This window comes from Terrabacter sp. 01T434, assembly GCF_056398545.1.
In genome coordinates, this window is the sequence record NZ_JBFTPP010000003.1 from 1 (window position 1) to 17,377 (window position 17,377).

The 17,377-nt window shown below is 71.8% G+C and carries 17 protein-coding genes; 12 read left to right on the top strand and 5 right to left on the bottom strand.

The annotated features are described in order from the left end of the window. The first annotated feature begins 384 nt into the window (after nucleotides 1–384). From AC1DIW_RS07470 to AC1DIW_RS07485, 4 genes are read left to right on the top strand one after another with little or no spacing between them, the layout of a single operon-like run. Entirely contained in the window at nucleotides 385–1,749 is a 1,365-nt protein-coding gene (locus AC1DIW_RS07470) for a sensor histidine kinase (RefSeq protein WP_478107078.1), read from the top strand. Next, nucleotides 1,746–2,450, top strand: coding sequence for a response regulator (locus tag AC1DIW_RS07475; protein WP_478107079.1), 705 nt, complete (start codon nucleotides 1,746–1,748; stop codon nucleotides 2,448–2,450). The genes AC1DIW_RS07470 and AC1DIW_RS07475 overlap by 4 nt, the downstream gene beginning before the upstream one ends. A 35-nt stretch (nucleotides 2,451–2,485) precedes the next feature. Then, nucleotides 2,486–3,412 carry an ABC transporter ATP-binding protein gene (locus AC1DIW_RS07480; RefSeq protein WP_442277288.1) on the top strand — a complete coding sequence of 309 codons (927 nt, stop codon included), beginning with the start codon at nucleotides 2,486–2,488 and terminating at the stop codon, nucleotides 3,410–3,412. Then, entirely contained in the window at nucleotides 3,409–4,641 is a 1,233-nt protein-coding gene (locus tag AC1DIW_RS07485) for an ABC transporter permease (RefSeq protein WP_478107080.1), read from the top strand. The genes AC1DIW_RS07480 and AC1DIW_RS07485 overlap by 4 nt, the downstream gene beginning before the upstream one ends. Here AC1DIW_RS07485 and AC1DIW_RS07490 read toward each other — a convergent pair. Together AC1DIW_RS07490 and AC1DIW_RS07495 are read right to left on the bottom strand one after the other, a co-directional pair. Further along, nucleotides 4,625–5,893 carry an MFS transporter gene (locus tag AC1DIW_RS07490; protein ID WP_478107081.1) on the bottom strand — a complete coding sequence of 423 codons (1,269 nt, stop codon included), beginning with the start codon at nucleotides 5,891–5,893 and terminating at the stop codon, nucleotides 4,625–4,627. The two genes, AC1DIW_RS07485 and AC1DIW_RS07490, sit on opposite strands and share 17 nt — an antisense overlap. A gap of 237 nt (nucleotides 5,894–6,130) precedes the next feature. Further along, complete coding sequence (locus AC1DIW_RS07495; RefSeq protein WP_478107082.1) at nucleotides 6,131–7,303, bottom strand: citrate/2-methylcitrate synthase; 1,173 nt, start codon at nucleotides 7,301–7,303, stop codon at nucleotides 6,131–6,133. A gap of 100 nt (nucleotides 7,304–7,403) precedes the next feature. Here AC1DIW_RS07495 and AC1DIW_RS07500 point away from each other — a divergent pair, with 100 nt between their 5' ends. After that, nucleotides 7,404–8,585, top strand: a complete 1,182-nt coding sequence (locus tag AC1DIW_RS07500) for a citrate/2-methylcitrate synthase (RefSeq protein WP_442277292.1) — start codon at nucleotides 7,404–7,406, stop codon at nucleotides 8,583–8,585. Nucleotide 8,586: 1 nt separating this feature from the next. Here AC1DIW_RS07500 and AC1DIW_RS07505 read toward each other — a convergent pair whose 3' ends face one another. Next, nucleotides 8,587–9,201: a TrmH family RNA methyltransferase gene (locus AC1DIW_RS07505; protein ID WP_478107083.1), complete on the bottom strand. Its 615-nt coding sequence runs from the start codon at nucleotides 9,199–9,201 to the stop codon at nucleotides 8,587–8,589. A 142-nt stretch (nucleotides 9,202–9,343) separates the two neighbouring features. Between AC1DIW_RS07505 and AC1DIW_RS07510 the strand changes: the two genes are divergently transcribed. Together AC1DIW_RS07510 and AC1DIW_RS07515 are read left to right on the top strand one after the other, a co-directional pair. Beyond that, a complete protein-coding gene (locus AC1DIW_RS07510) occupies nucleotides 9,344–10,096 on the top strand; it encodes a DedA family protein (RefSeq protein ID WP_478107084.1) in 753 nt (250 codons plus the stop codon). Nucleotides 10,097–10,169: 73 nt separating this feature from the next. Further along, entirely contained in the window at nucleotides 10,170–11,120 is a 951-nt protein-coding gene (locus AC1DIW_RS07515; RefSeq protein WP_478107085.1) for a TIGR03086 family metal-binding protein, read from the top strand. Nucleotides 11,121–11,200: 80 nt separating this feature from the next. On the opposite strand, the gene AC1DIW_RS07520 is transcribed toward AC1DIW_RS07515, so the two are convergent. Continuing rightward, nucleotides 11,201–11,953, bottom strand: coding sequence for a LemA family protein (locus AC1DIW_RS07520; protein ID WP_478107086.1), 753 nt, complete (start codon nucleotides 11,951–11,953; stop codon nucleotides 11,201–11,203). 194 nt (nucleotides 11,954–12,147) lie between these two features. Here AC1DIW_RS07520 and AC1DIW_RS07525 point away from each other — a divergent pair, with 194 nt between their 5' ends. Continuing rightward, nucleotides 12,148–12,828 carry a hypothetical protein gene (locus AC1DIW_RS07525; RefSeq protein ID WP_478107087.1) on the top strand — a complete coding sequence of 227 codons (681 nt, stop codon included), beginning with the start codon at nucleotides 12,148–12,150 and terminating at the stop codon, nucleotides 12,826–12,828. On the opposite strand, the gene pyrE is transcribed toward AC1DIW_RS07525, so the two are convergent. Further along, nucleotides 12,792–13,349: an orotate phosphoribosyltransferase gene (gene pyrE / locus AC1DIW_RS07530; protein WP_478107736.1), complete on the bottom strand. Its 558-nt coding sequence runs from the start codon at nucleotides 13,347–13,349 to the stop codon at nucleotides 12,792–12,794. The genes AC1DIW_RS07525 and pyrE overlap by 37 nt on opposite strands. Before the next feature lie 132 nt (nucleotides 13,350–13,481). On the opposite strand from pyrE, the gene AC1DIW_RS07535 reads away from it, so the two are divergent. From AC1DIW_RS07535 to AC1DIW_RS07550, 4 genes are all read left to right on the top strand, one after another. Then, entirely contained in the window at nucleotides 13,482–14,921 is a 1,440-nt protein-coding gene (locus tag AC1DIW_RS07535; RefSeq protein ID WP_478107088.1) for a right-handed parallel beta-helix repeat-containing protein, read from the top strand. Between the two features lie 14 nt (nucleotides 14,922–14,935). Continuing rightward, on the top strand, nucleotides 14,936–15,379 hold the full coding sequence (locus AC1DIW_RS07540; RefSeq protein WP_478107089.1) for a hypothetical protein: 444 nt from the start codon (nucleotides 14,936–14,938) through the stop codon (nucleotides 15,377–15,379). Between the two features lie 90 nt (nucleotides 15,380–15,469). Continuing rightward, the gene (locus AC1DIW_RS07545) at nucleotides 15,470–16,909 is read left to right on the top strand and encodes a right-handed parallel beta-helix repeat-containing protein (RefSeq protein ID WP_478107090.1); all 1,440 of its coding nucleotides are present in this window, start codon (nucleotides 15,470–15,472) and stop codon (nucleotides 16,907–16,909) included. A gap of 15 nt (nucleotides 16,910–16,924) precedes the next feature. After that, entirely contained in the window at nucleotides 16,925–17,365 is a 441-nt protein-coding gene (locus tag AC1DIW_RS07550; protein ID WP_478107091.1) for a hypothetical protein, read from the top strand. The last annotated feature ends 12 nt before the right edge of the window (nucleotides 17,366–17,377 follow it).

Consider the following 17,377-nt stretch of genomic DNA (forward strand, 5'->3'; position numbering starts at 1 on the left):
CGCGTCGGTCCAGTCGCCCTCGCTCACCGGTGCGGCAGGGCGCGCGAGGCCACCGACGGGCCCCACCGAAAGGTCATGCCGGCCACCTTGGCCCATCGTCCCACCGCGCGGCGGTCGACCGCGATCCGCCGCGCTACCTCCAACGCCGGCAGTCCCTGCTCCAGCAGCCCCAACGCCTGCTGCCGCTGAGCAAAGGAGTACGTCCCCGGGATTCCACCCATCGCCTGCCTCCACGCAATCCGTGTTGCGCAGACGATCTGAAGCCAAGCGCCGCCCCCCGTCGGGAAGTGAGCACTCGACACTCGAGTGCTCAGCTCCCTTCGCCGCGGCCCCTCCTCCTGCCGGGGGAGTCGGAGCTCCGCCGCACTGCCTAGGCTGGGCGCCATGACCGGGGGGCACAGGGTGAGCGCGCGTGTCGCGGCGTGGGCAGGCGTCGACACCGACTGGGAACGGTTCCCGCACGACGCGGCTCACGCGAGACGCGTCGACACGTGGGTGGCGCTGGCGTTCCTGGTGACCGCATCGCTGGGGGTGGAGCTGCTGCGCAGCATCGATGCGCTTGGCGCGCAGGAGCGCTCGTGGCTGTGGCCGCACGTCGCGGTCGCGCTCGGCACCGTGCCCCTGGTGTGGCGTCGACGCTGGCCGCTGGCCGTGGCCGCCTGGCTGTCGCTGCACCTCTTCGCCTTCGGCATCCTCATGCCGTCCATCGCCGTCTCGATGCCCATGCAGGTCGTCTACTTCTTCGCGCTCTTCACCGGGGTGGCCTGGGCGCGCGACCGGCGGGCGATGCTCGGTGTCGTCGTCGGGGTCGTGCTGCTCATGTTCGGCTGGCTCACCTGGCAGTTCGCGGTCGGCAGTGGCGTCGAGGAGGCGATGAGCCACGGCGGCCAGCGCCTCACCCGGCAGGGCCTGTTCAGCCCACCCGCCGCGTACGTCGTCTACTCGCTGCTCGTCAACGTCGTCTACTTCGGCGGCGCCATCATCGGGGGGCAGGCCGCCTGGCGAGCGGCCCTGCAGCGGGACCGTCTCGCACAGCAGGCCCACACCATCGACGCGCAGGCCACGAGCCTGCAGCGACAGGCCGTCGTCGAGGAGCGGCTGCGCATCGCGCGCGAGCTGCACGACGTCGTCGCCCACCACGTGTCGGTCATCGGCATCCAGGCGGCCGCGGCGCGCCGGGTGCTGCGGCACGACGCCGAGGCCGCGGAGACGGCGCTGAGGTCGGTCGAGACGTCGTCGCGCGAGGCCGTCACCCAGATGCGCGAGCTCCTCGGGACGCTGCGCTCGGGCGAGGACGAGCAGCCCGCCGGCGCCCGGTCCCCCGAGCCGAGGCTCGCCGACGTGCCGGCCCTGGTCGACGAGGTCGCGACCGCCGGCGTGCAGCTGGAGTGCCGTGTCGTCGAGGACTCCCCCGGCGCCGTCGCCGCCGTGCCGGGGCCGGTGGGTCTCTCGCTCTACCGCACCGTGCAGGAGGCGCTGTCGAACATCCGTCGGCACTCGACCGCCTCAGCCGCAACGGTTTTCGTCCGCGTGGACCGTCGTCCCGAGCCCGGCTTCGCCCACGGCTACGCCGAGGTGGAGGTGCTCGACGACGGCCGTCCCCGCTCGGGCTCGTCCGGCACCGGTCTGGGCCTGCTCGGTGTCCGCGAGCGCCTTGCGGCCCATGGTGGTGTCAGCGAGATCGGCCCACGCGTGACCGGCGGTTATCGCGTCCGGGTCCGTATGCCGCTGCCCGAGGACGCGTCGTGACCGCACCCACCCGTGTGCTCATCGTCGACGACCACCGGCTCGTGCGCTCCGGCTTCTCGCTCATCCTCTCGGTCGAGAAGGACCTCGAGGTGGTCGGTGAGGCGAACGACGGGGCCGAGGCCGTCCGGCTGACCCGCGAGCTGCGACCCGATGTCGTGCTCATGGACGTGCAGATGCCGGTCATGGACGGCATCGAGGCGACCCGCCGGATCGTCGCCGACGACCTGGCGAGGGTCGTCATCCTCACCACCTTCGACCAGGACGACTACGTCTTCGCAGGTCTCGGCGCCGGTGCCAGCGGCTTCCTACTCAAGAATGCCGACGCCGAGCACCTCGTCGAGGCGGTGCGCGCCGTCGCCGGCGGCCACGCCCTCCTGGCGCCCGAGGTCACCCGCCGGGTCATCGCGCAGATGACGGGGCCGCCTGGGACGAACGGAGCGGCAGCAGCGGCGTCCGGCGTGCAGGACCCACGCCTCGACGAGCTGACCCCGCGCGAGCTCGAAGTGCTCGGGCTCGTCGGACGGGGCCTGTCGAACGCCGAGGTCGCCGCACGCCTCTTCGTCGGGGAGGCCACCGTCAAGACCCACCTGTCCAACGTCTTCGCCAAGCTCCACCTGCGCGACCGGGTCCAGGCCGTCGTCCTCGCCTACGAGGCGGGGCTCATCCTGCCGGGGGATGCCGAGGATCCCTCCCGGGACTGATCCTGCGGCCACGAGTGCACCCCTACGGTGGCGGCATGAGCGACAACGGGGACCGACTCACCAGACCACGGGCGACGGCCGACATCGAGGTGCGACGGCTGTCTCGCACCTTCGGCGAGATCCGGGCCGTCGACGACGTCAGCTTCACCGTGCCGGCCGGGAGGCTCACCGGTTTCGTCGGCGGGAACGGTGCGGGCAAGACGACGACGATGCGCATGCTCATGGGGGTCCTGTCCCCCACGGGCGGCGAGGTGCTCTGGGACGACCGACCGATCACCCAGCTCGACCGGCGGCACTTCGGCTACATGCCCGAGGAGCGCGGCCTCTACCCCAAGCAGCCGGTGCTGGACCAGCTCGTCTACCTCGGCCGCCTCCGCGGACTCGGTGCCGCTGCGGCGAGAGCCGAGGTGACCAACCATCTCGAGAGGCTCGGCCTCGCCGACCGGGCCAAGGACCACGTCGAGAAGCTCTCGCTCGGAAACCAGCAACGGGTGCAGATCGTCGCCGCCCTCATGGGCCAACCGCGCGCCCTCGTGCTCGACGAGCCGTTCAGCGGCCTCGACCCGGCAGCCGTCGACAACATGGCCGACCTGCTGCGCGAGCACACCGCGCGCGGCGTCCCGGTCCTCTTCTCCTCCCACCAGCTCGACCTCGTCGAACGCCTCTGCGAGCGCCTCGTCGTGCTGGCCCGCGGACGTGTGGTCGCGTCCGGCACCCCGGACGACCTGCGCGCCCTCTCGGTCGCGCGACACCGGCTCGTCCTGTCCGGCGACGCCGGCTGGGTGCGCGGTGTTGCCGGCATCCACGCCGTCGACGTCGAGGGACGGACCGCCCTGCTCGAGGTCGTCGAGCACGGCGCCGAGCGACGTCTGTTGGAGGAGGCGCTCCGGCGCGGCGAGGTGCACGAGTTCTCCCCGCAGCGGCCGACCCTGGCCCAGATCTACCGTGAGGTGACCGCATGACCACCGTGTCCCGGCGTCCCGCCAGCGAGACCGTCCCCGGCCCGCCCGCCGTCGACGAGGCTGGCGGCCACCCCTGGGCGATCGTCGCCCAGCGAGAGATCGTCGTCCGCCTGACGAACCGGGCCTTCCTCGTCTCGACCCTCATCACGCTGCTCTTCATCGCCGGCTTCGGTGCCTTCTCCGTGTGGGACAGCAACCGGACGACGACCTACACCGTGGCCGTGACCGGAGCCGACGGGCGGCAGCTCGTCGAACGTGCCGCGGCCTCGGCACGACAGGCCGACGACAAGGTCTCCATCGAGTCGACGCCGGTGTCGGGCGAGCCCGCGGCCCGGGCGCTCGTCGACGACGGGACGGCCGACTCCTGGCTGCACCAGACCGGGTCGGGCTGGACGCTCACGTCGGCCGACGACGCCGACCTCGCCCTGCGCACCGCCGTCGAGGCCGCACTGAGGGACACCGTCCTCGAGCGCAACGCCGCGGCGGCCGGCACCACGGTGCAGGCCCTCGAACAGGGGACCACGCTGACGACGGCCCGCTTCGACGGTCGGGCCGGCAGCAGCGGCTTCGTCAAGGGCGCCACCTTCGCCTTCGCCCTGCTCTTCTTCATGGCCGCGATGATGTTCGGACAGCAGATCGCGGCCAGCGTCGTCGAGGAGAAGCAGTCGCGCCTCGTCGAGATCCTCGCCTCGGCAATCCCGTTGCGGCAGCTGCTCGCCGGCAAGATCCTCGGCAACTCGGTCATCGCCCTGGGACAGGTGGTGCTCTTCGCAGCCGTGGGCCTCGTCGCCGTGTCGTTCACCGACGCGTCGACGCTGCTCCCGACCCTGTCGACGGCGGTCGTGTGGTTCGTGCTCTTCTTCGCCGTCGGCTTCTTCGCCCTCGCGTGCCTCTACGCCGTCGCCGGCGCGCTGGCCTCACGCACCGAGGACCTCCAGTCGACGACGGCGCCGATGACGATGGTCCTCATGGTCGTCTACGTCGCGAGCTTCGGGCTGACCGGCAAGGCGCTCGAGGTGGCCTCGTTCGTGCCGATCGCGTCGGTCGTGTCGATGCCGGGTCGCCTCCTCACGGGCGATGCGGCGTGGTGGGAGCCGGTGCTCGCGATCCTCGTCATGGCCGCCTTCTCGGCCGGGACCATCGTCGTCAGCGAGCGGATCTACCGCCGCTCGCTCCTGCAGACGCGAGGGCGGGTCTCGTGGAAGCAGGCGCTCAGCGCTCCGGAGTGAACCTGCGCACCGCGGGGTGCTCGCCCGGGGCCGTGACGTGGCGGTAGGGCGAGCACCACAGGACCAGGGCGGACGCTGCCAGTCCGACGACTCCCGCCGCAATGGCCACCCGGTTGCCCCACGTCGCCGCCAGCCAGCCACCGAGCGGCGCCGCCACCGCGATCGAGCCCCAGTTGAACGAGCGGATCGTCGCGTTCATCCGCCCCCGCAGCCTGTCGGGCGTCACGAGGTTGCGATAGCTCGTGTCGAGCGGGCCCCTGAGCCCCATCGCCAACCCGAAGAGCGCGTTGGCCACCAGCGGCCACACGACGGCATACGGCCCCGGCCGGGCGAGCAGCAGGAGGGCGTATGCCGCGGGGCTCAGCCACTCGGTCGTCGTGATCACCCGTCCGGTGCCGAAGCGCACCCCGAGGCGCGGGGACAGACCGGCCCCGAGGACGCCCGTCACCCCCGTCGCGGCGAGGACGACGCCCACCGCGATCGGGTCGAGGTGCAGCTCGGTCGTCGCGAAGTAGACGAGCACCGTCGTCACCATGGCGTTGGCGAAGAACCACAGGTGCAGGGCCACGGCGTACGGTCCGAGCGTCGCATGCCGGTAGACCCAGGCCGCCCCCTCCCGCAGCTCGGTCCAGAGGTGCCGCTCGACGGCCGGCTCGGGACGCCGCTCCTCGACACGGACGGTCGTCAGCACGAGGGCCGACACGGCATACGACATCGCGTCGACGAGGACTGCCACCGGCGCCGAGAGGAGCCTCACGAGGGCGCCGCCGACCAGTGGGCCGAGGGACTGCGTCGTCGCGTAGGTCTGGGAGAGGCGGGCGTTCGCGGAGGCGAGTCCCGGGCCCGGGACGATCGTCGGGAGAAGTGACAGGTGGGCCGCGCTGAAGAACATCGACGCCGAGCCGGCGCAGAAGACGAGGACGGCCAGGACCGGCACCGTCAGGTGCCCGGTGAGCGCGAGCACGCCGACCGCGCCCAGCAGCACGGCACAGAGCACGTCTGCCGCAACGAGGAGGGGACGTCGACGGACCCGGTCCACGACGACGCCGGCGAGCATGCCGAAGAGCAGGTAGGGCAGCCACTGCGCGGCCCGCACCGCCCCGAGCGCCGTCTGGTCGGCGTGCAGCGTCTCGATGAGGAGCAGCTGCAGGGCCAGGGTCGAGACGAAGGTCCCGAGGTTCGAGACGGCGTCGGCGATCCAGAAACGGACGAAAGCCCCCGAACGGGATCTTTCGACCGTCACCCCTGCCACGCGCCACCCCCTCCTGACGTGAAGCCGACGATTCCTTGACACCACCTTGTCCAGTTCTGACCTGTTCGTCGAGCCGACCACGCCGTTCTGGCCTACGGTGAACGTGGCGTTCCGGAGGGCTCCGGGCGACGACGAGCGACCGGATGCTCCCCCGGTCGCGCCGAGCAGGCCCCGACGAACGGATGCGTCGGGGCCTGCTCGGTGCTCCCGGAGGTGCGGCGCCCGCGGCGCGGCCGCTCAGGCCGGAAGGGGGGCGCGCGAACCCGTCGGCACGCGCTGGGGTGGCGGCGGACCGACGTAGCGCGCGGCGGGTCGGATGATCTTGGGATCGCGGCTCTGCTCGAGGATGTTCGCGGTCCAGCCGACCACCCGGGCGACGCAGAAGGTCGGCGTGAACATCGACGGGTCGAGGCCCGCGAGCTTCATGACGACGCCCGCGTAGAACTCGACGTTCGCATGCAGCTCGCGGCCCGGCTTGAGCTCGGCGAGGACCGTCTCGATGGCGTCCTCGACCCCGACCGCGAGGTCGACGAGCGGGTCGTCCCAGCCGCGCGCGATCGCCTTGAGCATCTCCGAGCGTGGGTCGCGGGTGCGGTAGACGGCGTGACCGAACCCCATGATCCGAGCGCCCGAGGAGATGCGCTCGCGCACCCAGCCGTCGGCCCGGTCCAGCGTGCCGATCTCGTCGAGCGCCTCGAGCGCCCGGCTCGGGGCGCCGCCGTGCAGCGGCCCGGAGAACGAGCCGATGGCCCCGACGAGGCAGGCCGCGAGGTCGGCACCGGTGCTCGCGATGACCCGTGCCGTGAAGGTCGAGGCGTTGAAGCCGTGGTCCATCGTCGCCACGAGGTACTCCTCGACGGCCCGGGCGTCTCGCGCGGCGGGTAGCTGCCCCGTCACCATGCGCAGGTAGTCCTCCGCGTGACCGAGGCTCGGGTCCGCCGGGATGGGCTCGAGGCCCTGGTGCAGCCGATGGGCTGCGGCCAGGATCGTCGGCGTGATCGCGACCGCGGCCAAGGCTGCGGCGACCTTCTCGTCCTCGTCGCAGTCGTAGAGGGGCCGCAGGCCGGCGATGCCACCCCAGGCGGACAGGGCGGTGCGCACCACCTGGAGCGAGTCGGTCGTCGTCGCGCAGATGGCGGGGAGCAGGTCCGCCAGGCCGGCCGGCATGACGCGGAGGCGCCCGACCGCCGTGGTGAACGCCGCGAGCTCGCCGGCGTCGGGGAGGTGGCCGTGGAAGAGCAGGTGCCACGCCTCCTCGAAGCCGACCTGCTCGGCCAGCTCGACGGCGGAGTACTGGCGGTAGTGGAAGAAGCCCTCGTCGCCGCGGACGTCGCCGAGCTCGGTGTCGGTGACGACGACCTTGGCCAGGCCCTTGGGGACCGTGATGAAACCGCTGGGGTTGGTGGACATGTGGTGCTCCTCTCGGGTTCACTCGTCACTCTCAGCGATGTTGATCAACACCGTCAATGTTGATCGCATCCACTGTTGACCCGATCAACCCGGAGGCATCATGGCGAGCCCGTCAGGCACGTGGATCACGACGACCGAGGCCGCCCAGCGACTCGGCGTCAAGCGCGCGACCCTCTACGCCTACGTCAGCCGGGGCCTGCTCCGAAGCGAGCGCCGTCCCGGCCAGCAGGAGAGCCTCTTCGACCGGACGCAGATCGACGCCATGGCCTCGGCGACCCGCCCTCCGGGCAGCCCTCAGCCGGTCCTCCGGTTCCGGAGCATCGCGACCTCCGTGAGCAGCCAGGTCGACGGCGACCTGCTCTACCGCGGCCGACCCCTGCAGGACGTCGTGGCACTCGGCTCCCTCGATGACGCTGCCGCCGTGGTGCTGGGAACGTCTGTGCCCCAGCAGATCTCGAGGCCGTCGCAGGTCGCCGGCGTCGACCTCTCCGCTCTCCCGCTCGAACGCCGGATGCCGGTGGCGATCCAGCTGGTCGCTGCCGCCGACCCCTTCGCCTCCGACACTGACCCCGAGCAGGTCAGGACCGGGGCGATGCCGACGCTGGGGAGTGCCCTGAGGCTCGTGTCCGGCGCGGCGGCCGTGCCAGACCCCGTGACGACCGACCTCACGGCGCTCACGCTGGCGGCCCTGGGCGGGTCACCAGACGCCCGGGCCGACGTCGAGCTGCTGCGGGTCCTGCTCGTCGCCCTGCTCGACCACGGCCTCACGGCCTCGACGGTCGCGGCCCGGGTCGCGGCCTCGACACGGGCGGGCCTGCATGACTGCCTCTCGGCCGCGTATGCCGCGATGGCCGGGCCGCTCCACGGCGCGGCTCCCGTGGCCGCCCACGCCCTGCTCGTCGACGGCGTCGACCCGACCGTCCTCGTGGGCCGGTCGCTCCGGGAGCGCGGGGAACGCGGTGGGATCGCTGGTTTCGGCCACTTCCTCTACCCCGACGGCGACCCGCGGGCCGACGTCGTCCTCGAGGCCCTGTGGCGGCGACGGGGCACGGAACCGTTGCGGCGGCGGGTCGGGGCCCTCACCGCCCTCGTCGCCGAACGCACGGGCGCGCTGCCCAACATCGACCTCGCCAGCGCCGCGGTGCTGCACGCGCTGGGCCTGCCCGCCGAGTCCGGCGAGGTCGTCTTCCAGGTCGCCCGCTCGGTGGGCGTCGCCGCGCACGTCGTCGAGGAGTACGCCGAGGAGCCGTTGCGCTGGCGAGGCCGGGACCCGCAGGGCTGAGCTAGACGCGCTGGTCGAAGACGTGCCGGCGCACCCACGCGTGCATGGCGACCGCAGCGGCCGCGCCGGCGTTGATCGAGCGGGTGGACCCGAACTGCTCGATGTGCAGCACGGCCGCACACTCGGCCCGCATCGGCTCCGACAGGCCGGGACCCTCCTGACCGAAGACGAGGACGCACCGTCGCGGCAGGTCGAACGTCTCGAGCGGGACCGACCCGGGCAGGTTGTCGACGCCGAGGACGACGAGGCCCTCGGCCCGCGCCCACTCCGCCAGCGATGCAGCGTCCGTGTGGTGGTGCTCGTGCTGGTATCGGTCGGTGACCATGGCTCCACGGCGGTTCCACCGGCGCCTGCCGACGATGTGAAAGGCCTCGGCGCCCATGGCGTTCGCCGTTCGGATGACCGAGCCGATGTTGAAGTCGTGGCCCCAGTTCTCCACGGCGACGTGGAAGTCGTGACGCCTGCTGTCGAGGTCGGCGACGATCGCGTCGTGCCGCCAGTAGCGGTAGCCGTCGACGACGTTGCGCCGGTCCCCGTGCTCGAGCAGCTCGGGGTCCCAGTGGTCCCCGACGGGCCACGGGCCCTCCCACGGGCCCACGCCCACCTCTGGTTCCACGCGCCGAGTCTACGAGGGGCTGCGAAGGGTCCAAGAGGGGTCCACGGAGGGGTCTACGGAGGGGTCCACGGAAGGAGGACGGCACAGCTTCCTGACAGCCACGATTCAGGCGGTCCCGGGCGCACGGCATACCCTGTCACCCATGCACGCACTCGCTGCCGCCCTACCGGCCGTCGTCCCGGCCCTCGGCCCCAAGTGGATGGACCCGACCTACCTGCTCGACCAGTACGGCAGCGCCTTCTTCGTCATCGCCCTGGTCATCATCTTCGTCGAGTGCGGGTTGCTCTTCCCGATCCTCCCCGGCGACTCGCTGCTCTTCGCGGTGGGCCTGTTCATCGCGACCGGCCAGGTGCACCTCAACCTCGGCGTCGCGATCGTCGCGCTCTGCGTCGCGGCGTTCCTCGGGAACGTCGTCGGCTACGAGATCGGCCGGGGCGTCGGACGGCCGCTCTACAAACGGCAGGGGCGGTTCATCAACACCGCCAACTTCGACAAGACGAACGCGTTCTTCGACACGTACGGCAACCGCGCCCTCGTGCTCGGACGCTTCGTGCCCATCGTGCGCACGTTCATCACCGTCGTCGCCGGCATCGGCCGGATGCACCGCCAGCGCTTCTTCGGCTGGAGCGCCGTCGGTGCCGTGGCCTGGGTCACCAGCGTGACCCTCCTCGGCTACTTCCTCGGCCAGGTGTTCCCGGGGCTGACGAAGAACATCGAGTACGCCATCCTCCTCGTCGTGCTCGTCTCCCTGCTGCCGATGGTCTACGAGTTCGTCAAGCACCGCCGCGAGGCCAGGGCGGTCGCGGCCGAGACGGCCGACGCCTCGGCCGACACCTCGGACGACACCTCGGACGACGTCGCCGACCCCCTCAGCAGGCCCGACCGCACCTCCTGAGGTCCTCGGGGAAGCCGTGACGTACGCCTGTCGCGGGCGCACACTGGGGGTGCAGGGGTGATGGGAGAACGTCGTGGAGACAGCCACCGAGACCCAGCACACCGGTCCCGACCTCGGTCACACCTATCGGCGCAGCGTGCGGTGGTGGGCGCAGCAGTCGGCCGGGGTCGCGGAGGACCAGTGGGACCTACCGACCCCGTGCAGCGACTGGACGGTGCGTGACCTCGTCAACCACGTCGTCGGCGAGGACCTCTGGACCGCTCCCCTGATGCGTGGCCACACCATCGCCGACGTCGGCTCCCGCCTCGACGGCGACCTCCTCGGTGAAGACCCACGCAGCGCCGCGGCGTCGGCGGCCATCGAGGCGATCGGTGTCGTCGAGGAGACCCTTCCCGCTCACGGCACCGTGCACCTGTCCTACGGCGAGGAGTCGATCGACGAGTACGTCCGCCAGCTCGTCGCCGACCACCTCATCCACGGCTGGGACCTCGCCGCCGCGACCGGGCGTGACCGCACGCTCGACCCCGAGCTCGTCGCCGACGTGGCGGCGTGGTTCGACGGTACGGAGGACGCCTACCGCTCCGGCGGCGCCGTCGGACCGCGTATGCCGTCCGGCGGCAACCCGCAGGCCGACCTCCTCGCGCGTTTCGGACGTGATGCCGCCTGGGGCCCGGCGCACGCGGGGTTCGCGGCCTTCACCGCGGCGTTCGGGCGCGGGGACGTCGACGCGATCATGGCGCTGATGACCGACGACTGCGTGTTCGAGGCCACAGGACCCGCGCCGGACGGCATCCGGCACGAGGGCGCGGCGGACGTCCGTTCGGTGTGGGAGTCGCTCTTCACCGAGACGGGCAGCCCGGCCTTCATGGCCGAGGAGTCGTTCGTGGCGGGCGACCGTGGGGTGCTGCGCTGGCGGTTCGACTGGGTGGCCCCCGACGGCTCGCCCGGCCACGTGCGCGGCGTCGACGTCGTGCGCCTGCGCGACGGCAAGGTCTGCGAGAAGCTCTCCTACGTCAAGGGCTGACACCACGCGTCCCACGGAGACGAACGCCGCACGCCCCGAGCCGTTCGGCTCGGGGCGTGCGGTGTGGTGTGCGGGACCGGTCAGGGGTTGGACCCGTCCGGCCGGGGCACCGAGTCCGTCGTCGGGTCGGGCTGGGCCGCTCCGGGCGCCTGCGCCTGCGGCAGGGCACCCGGGGCACCCCCGGGCTGGGTCGAGGGGCCGCCGACGGCGCCGGGCTGGGTCGAGGGGGCGACGGCCGGCGTTGCTGGGCCACCCGCCACGTCGCCACCCCCGCCGGCACCGAAGGAGACGTTGGGGACGACGGCCTCGGTGGCCGGGGCCTCGAAGTACTCGGCCCGCTTCACGCCGGCCATGTTGGCCACGACGTTGGAGGGCACCGACTCGACCTTGGTGTTGAGGTCGCGGACCAGGGCGTTGTAGTAGCGGCGAGAGCTCGCGATGCGGTCCTCGGTGCTCGTCAGCTCCTGCTGGAGGGCGAGGAAGTTCTGGTTGGCCTTGAGGTCGGGGTAGGCCTCGGCGACGGCCATGAGGCGACCGAGCGCCTGGCTCAGCTGGCCCTCGGCCTGGGCCGCGGCGGCGGGGGTCGGAGCGCCGGACATGGCCGCGGACCGGGCGGCCATGACGTCCTCGAGGGTGCCTCGCTCATGGGAGGCGTAGCCCTTGACCGTCTCGACGAGGTTGGGGATGAGGTCGTGGCGGCGCTTCAGCTCCACGTCGATCTGGCGCCAGCCCTCCTCGACCTTGTTGCGCAGGCCGATCAGGCCGTTGTACATGACGACGCCCACGACGGCGAGGAGCACGACGAGGCCGAGCAGGATCCAGACGATGATCATGGCTTCTCCCGGGGATCAGGGGCGGTCAGTGTGCCGATCCTAGTGCTGCGCACGCGGGCGCGGACCGGGCCGCTGGTGCGACGGCAGCCCCCGCCCCACGGTTCCGGGCGGCCCTCGACTGTCACCCGCCCGACGTAGCGTGGCGCCATGACCACCAGCACGGACGAGTGCGACGAGCCTGCCCGGGTCGTGCCGTGAGCGCCCCGCCCGTGCCGGCGCGCAACCGGGTCGACCCCTTCGGCGACGTCGTCGCCGCCCCGGGCCGAGGGACCTGGACGGGCAACCGGGGCCGCCTGCACGACGGTGCCGGCACCCGGGACGTCCGACGTCATCACGTCGGTCGCGCCTGGATCACGTGCGCGCTCGAGTTCAGGGACCGACGCGTCCGGCAGTGGGACCCGCAGCACTACACGCCCCTCTTCTTCCTCGACGAGGCGCTCGCCCTGTCGGCAGGCCATCGTCCGTGCGCCGAGTGCCGCCGCACGGACTTCGTCCGCTTCCGCGACCTCGTGTCGGCCGCGCACGGCACGAGCCCACTGGCCGCCGCCGACCTCGACCGGCTGCTCCACGACGAGCGGTGGGACCCCCGTCGACGCACCCGGCGGCTGCACGCCTACGCCTGGGACGAGGTTCCCGACGGCGCGTTCGTGCTGCTCGGGTCCGGTCCTGCCGTCGTGGCCGGCGAGGGGCTGCTGCGTTGGCAGGCCGACAACACGTATGCCGTGTGGCCGGTCGAGCGGCCCCGCGCCGGGCGGGCCGCGGTGATCACGCCACCGTCGTCGGTCGAGGCCCTGCGTGCCGGCTACCCCGTGCACGTCGGGCCCCGCCCGGACGGCACTCAGGCGAGCCCGAGCTCCTCGAGGGAGAACGCGTAGCGGTACTCCACACCGGCCTCGGCGGTGATCTTCTCGCCGGCGCCCGTCGCCCGGTCGGCGATCGTCGCGACGGCGACGACCTCGGCACCGTCCTCGCGAGCCGCCTCGACGGCTGCGAGCGGGGACGCACCGGTCGTGGTGGTGTCCTCGACGACGAGCACCTGACGGCCCTTGATCGACGGCCCCTCGATGCGCTGCTGGAGCCCGTGCGCCTTGCCGGCCTTGCGCACGACGAAGGCGTCGAGGCGCTCACCGGCAGCGGCGGCGGCGTGCAGCATCGACGTCGCGACGGGGTCGGCACCGAGCGTGAGGCCACCGGCCGCGGCATACGTGAGGTCCTTGGTCAGCTCGCGCATGACGATGCCGACGAGAGGCGCGGCCTCACCGTCGAGGGAGATGCGGCGCAGGTCGACGTAGTAGTCGGCCTCCTTGCCGGAGCTGAGGGTCACGCGACCGTGCACGATCGCCTTCTCCTTGATGATCTCGAGCAGACGGGAACGGGCGGCGGCGGTGTCAGTGATGGTCACGAGGCTCCATCGTAGGGCGCCCTCCCCCAAGGAGCGTATGCCGTGCTCCGTCGATCGGAGGGTGGCAGGGAGCCCCTCTGTCGGCAGACTGATTGATCAGGCCCCGGCAGGCTGGAAGGACGAGTCATGGCTCCCCTGCACCCCCCCGCTCGACGAGCCGCCCTCGCCGTCAGCTCGGTTGTCGCGGGTCTGGGCCTCGCCGTCAGCTCCATGGGCGCGGCCTCGGGCGCCGCCGCCTACCTCTACGTGGGAGGCGGCGGCTGCTCGGACACCGGCGCCGGCACCGCGTCGGTCCCCTTCTGCACGATCGCCAAGGCGGCGAAGGTCGCGGTCGCGGGCCAGACCGTGCTCGTGTCGTCCGGCACGTACACCGACGAGGTGTTCCCCTGGCACTCCGGGACGTCCGGCTCCCCCATCACCTTCCAGCCGGCCGCGGGAGCGACGGTGACGATCTCCGGCGCCAAGCACGGCTTCACGATCTCGAACCAGAGCTGGATCACCGTCTCGGGCTTCACGGTCAGGAACAGCACGAAGGACGGGATCTACGTCTACAACGCCACCGGAATCCTTCTGTCGGGCAACACGGTACGGGCGTCAGGGCAGCGGGTGTCGGGCTCCACGGCATACGGGATGTACCTCAACTCGATGACGAACTCCGTCGTCACGGGCAACCTCGTGACGGACAATTCCGCATCGGGCATCTACCTGACGAACGGCTCCACCGGCAACCAGGTCACCGGCAACGAGAGCTCGCTGAACGCGTACGGCTACGTCCGCAACGCCGTCGGGATCGACCTGCGTGCACCGGGCAATCTCGTCAGCGGCAACCGGGTGCACGACAACGAGGACTCCGGCATCCAGTCCTACCCGGGCGGTGACCGCAACACGATCGCCGACAACGTCAGCTACCACAACAAGGGGTTCACGACCGTCAAGCTGTCGAACTGCAACGCACCGAGCACCGGCAACACGGCCGGCTGCATCACCGGCGACCACGGCATCGACGACTACGCCGTCACCGGCAGCACCATCGTCGGCAACACCGTCTACGACAACGTCGCGGCCGGCATCAACCTCGAGGGCGTGCCGTCCGGCACGTCGAGCGGCTTCACCTTCGCGAACAACGTCGCCGTCGACAATGCCGCGTCGTGCCCGAACGGCGCCGGCGGCACCGTCAAGTGCCCCCGGACCCGCGGGAACATCCGCGTCGACGCCACCTCGCAGCTCGGCACGAGCCTCGACTACGACCTCGTCAACCTCAGCGTGAGCGGCGGCACGATGATGGTCTGGGGTTCGACGTCCTACACCTCGTTGACCGCGTTCCAGACGGCGAGCCGGCAGGAGTCGCACGCACTGCAGGCCGACCCCCGATGGACCAGCCCGTCGCAGGGCGACTTCACGCTGAAGGCCGGCTCGCCCGCGATCGACTCTGCCAACTCCGGCGCACCGGGCGAGCCCGCCAAGGACGCCGCCGGACGAGCCCGGGTCGACGACCCGGCGACGCCCAACACCGGCGCGGGCACCCGCAAGTACGACGACCGCGGCGCCTACGAGTACCAGCCCTAGAAGCGGACGACACCATGAGCCACTCGACCACGATGACCTACCACCGCTGGCAGATCCTGCTCGGCATCGCGCTCACGGCGGTGCTCGCCCTCGGCGCGGCCCTCCTCGCCAGCGGCGCGTCCCAGGCCGTGACCGCGACGCCGCGAGCCGCGACCAGAGTGCCGGGCCCTCCCAGCGACTGCCCGGCCATCGGCCTGCTCGTCGCCGCCGCCGTCACCGCCACCGCGCCCGGCGCCCCGCCGAACGTGGTCACCTCGGCCCTCAGCCGAGCCGCCTCCTCGGCCAGGGCCACGGCATCCGACGACGCCCGCGAGCTCGCCCAAAACCTCGCCGACGACCTCACCGCCTACCGCACCACCCTCACCACCCCGTCGGAGACCTCGGCCCAACGGCACACGGACATCGGCGCTGCCCTCCGCAGCGACCTGACCGCCCTGCGCCACTACTGCGGGCTCTGAACCGTAGACCCCAGACGTCCCTCGGCGGACGCCCAACCCATCGCCACCCTGGAAGGTCAGGACGGCGGCACGCGAGAAGGGACAAAGGACATGGTCCTCCCACACACTCCGAGACGCAGCGCGGCGATCGTCACCGGCACACTCGCCGCGGCCCTGGCCCTGGCAGCGATCCCCGTCGGTGCCGCCTCGGGCGCTGCCACCTACCTCTACGTGGGAGGCGGCGGCTGCTCCGACACCGGGACAGGCACCGCGACGGTCCCCTTCTGCACGATCGCCAAAGCCGCCAAGGTGGCGGTCGCGGGACAGACGGTCCTCGTGTCGTCGGGGACCTACGTCGACGAGGTGTTCCCCTGGCACTCGGGGACGTCCGGGTCGCCCATCGTCTTCCAGCCGGCCGCCGGGGCCACCGTGACGATCTCCGGCGCCAAGCACGGCTTCACGATCTCGAACCAGAGCTGGATCACGGTGTCGGGCTTCACGGTCCAGAACAGCACGAGCAACGGGATCTACGTCTACAACGCCACCGGCGTCCGGCTCTCGGGCAACACGGTGCGGACCTCCGGACACCGCGTCGACGGCACCACGGCATACGGGATGTACCTCAACTCGATGACGAACTCCGTCGTGACCGGCAACCTCGTGACCGACAACTCGGCGTCCGGCATCTACCTGACGAACGGCTCCACCGGCAACCAGGTCACCGGCAACGAGAGCTCGCTGAACGCGTACGGCTACGTCCGCAACGCGGTGGGCATCGACCTGCGTGCACCGGGCAACGTCGTGAGCGGCAACCGGGTGCACGACAACGAGGACTCCGGCATCCAGTCCTACCCGGGCGGTGACCGCAACACGATCGCCGACAACATCAGCTACCACAACAAGGGGTTCACGACCGCGGCCCTGACGAACTGCAGCCCACCACCGACTGGCAACACGGCCGGCTGCATCACCGGCGACCACGGCATCGACGACTACGCCGTGACCGGCAGCTCCATCGTCGGCAACACCGTCTACGACAACGTCGCGGCCGGCATCAACCTCGAGGGCGTGCCTGCCGGTACCTCGAGCGGCTTCACGTTCGCCAACAACGTCTCGGTCGACAACGCCGCGTCGTGTCCCGACGGCGTCGGCGGCACCGTCAAGTGCCCCCGGACCCGCGGGAACATCCGCGTCGACGCCACCTCGCAGCTCGGCACGACGCTCGACTACGACCTCGTCAACCTCAGCGTGAGCGGCGGCACGATGATGGTCTGGGGTTCGAATTCCTACACCTCGTTGGCCGCGTTCCAGGCGGCGAGCGGGCAGGAGTCGCACGCACTGCAGGTCGACCCCCGATGGACCAGCCCGTCGCAGGGCGACTTCACCCTCCGGGCCGGCTCGCCCGCCATCGACTCCGCCGACTCCGGAGCCCCCGGCCAGCCGGGCCTGGACGCCGCCGGACAGGCCCGGGTCGACGACCCGGCAACCGTCGACACCGGCGTGGGCGGGCGAACCTATGACGACCGCGGCGCCTACGAGTACCAGCCCTAGAAGCGGGACGACACCATGAGCCACTCGACCACCACCTCCCGCCGCTGGCAGATCCTCTTCGGCATCGCGCTCACGGCGGTGCTCGCCCTCGGCGCAGCCCTCCTCGCGAGCGGTGCGTCCCAGGCCGTGACCGCGGCGCCGCGAGCCGCGACCAGAGTGCCGGGCCCTCCCAGCGACTGCCCGGCCATCGGCCTGCTCGTCGCCGCCGCCGTCACCGCCACCGCGCCCGGCGCCCCGCCGAACGTGGTCACCTCGGCCCTGAGCCGAGCCGCCTCCTCAGCCAGGGCCACGGCATCCGACGACGCCCGCGAGCTCGCCCAGAACCTCGCCGACGACCTCACCGCCTACCGCACCACCCTCACCACCCCGTCGGAGACCTCGGCCCAACGGCACACGGACATCGGCGCTGCCCTCCGCAGCGACCTGACCGCCCTGCGCCACTACTGCGGACTCTGAGGCTCCGTCAAA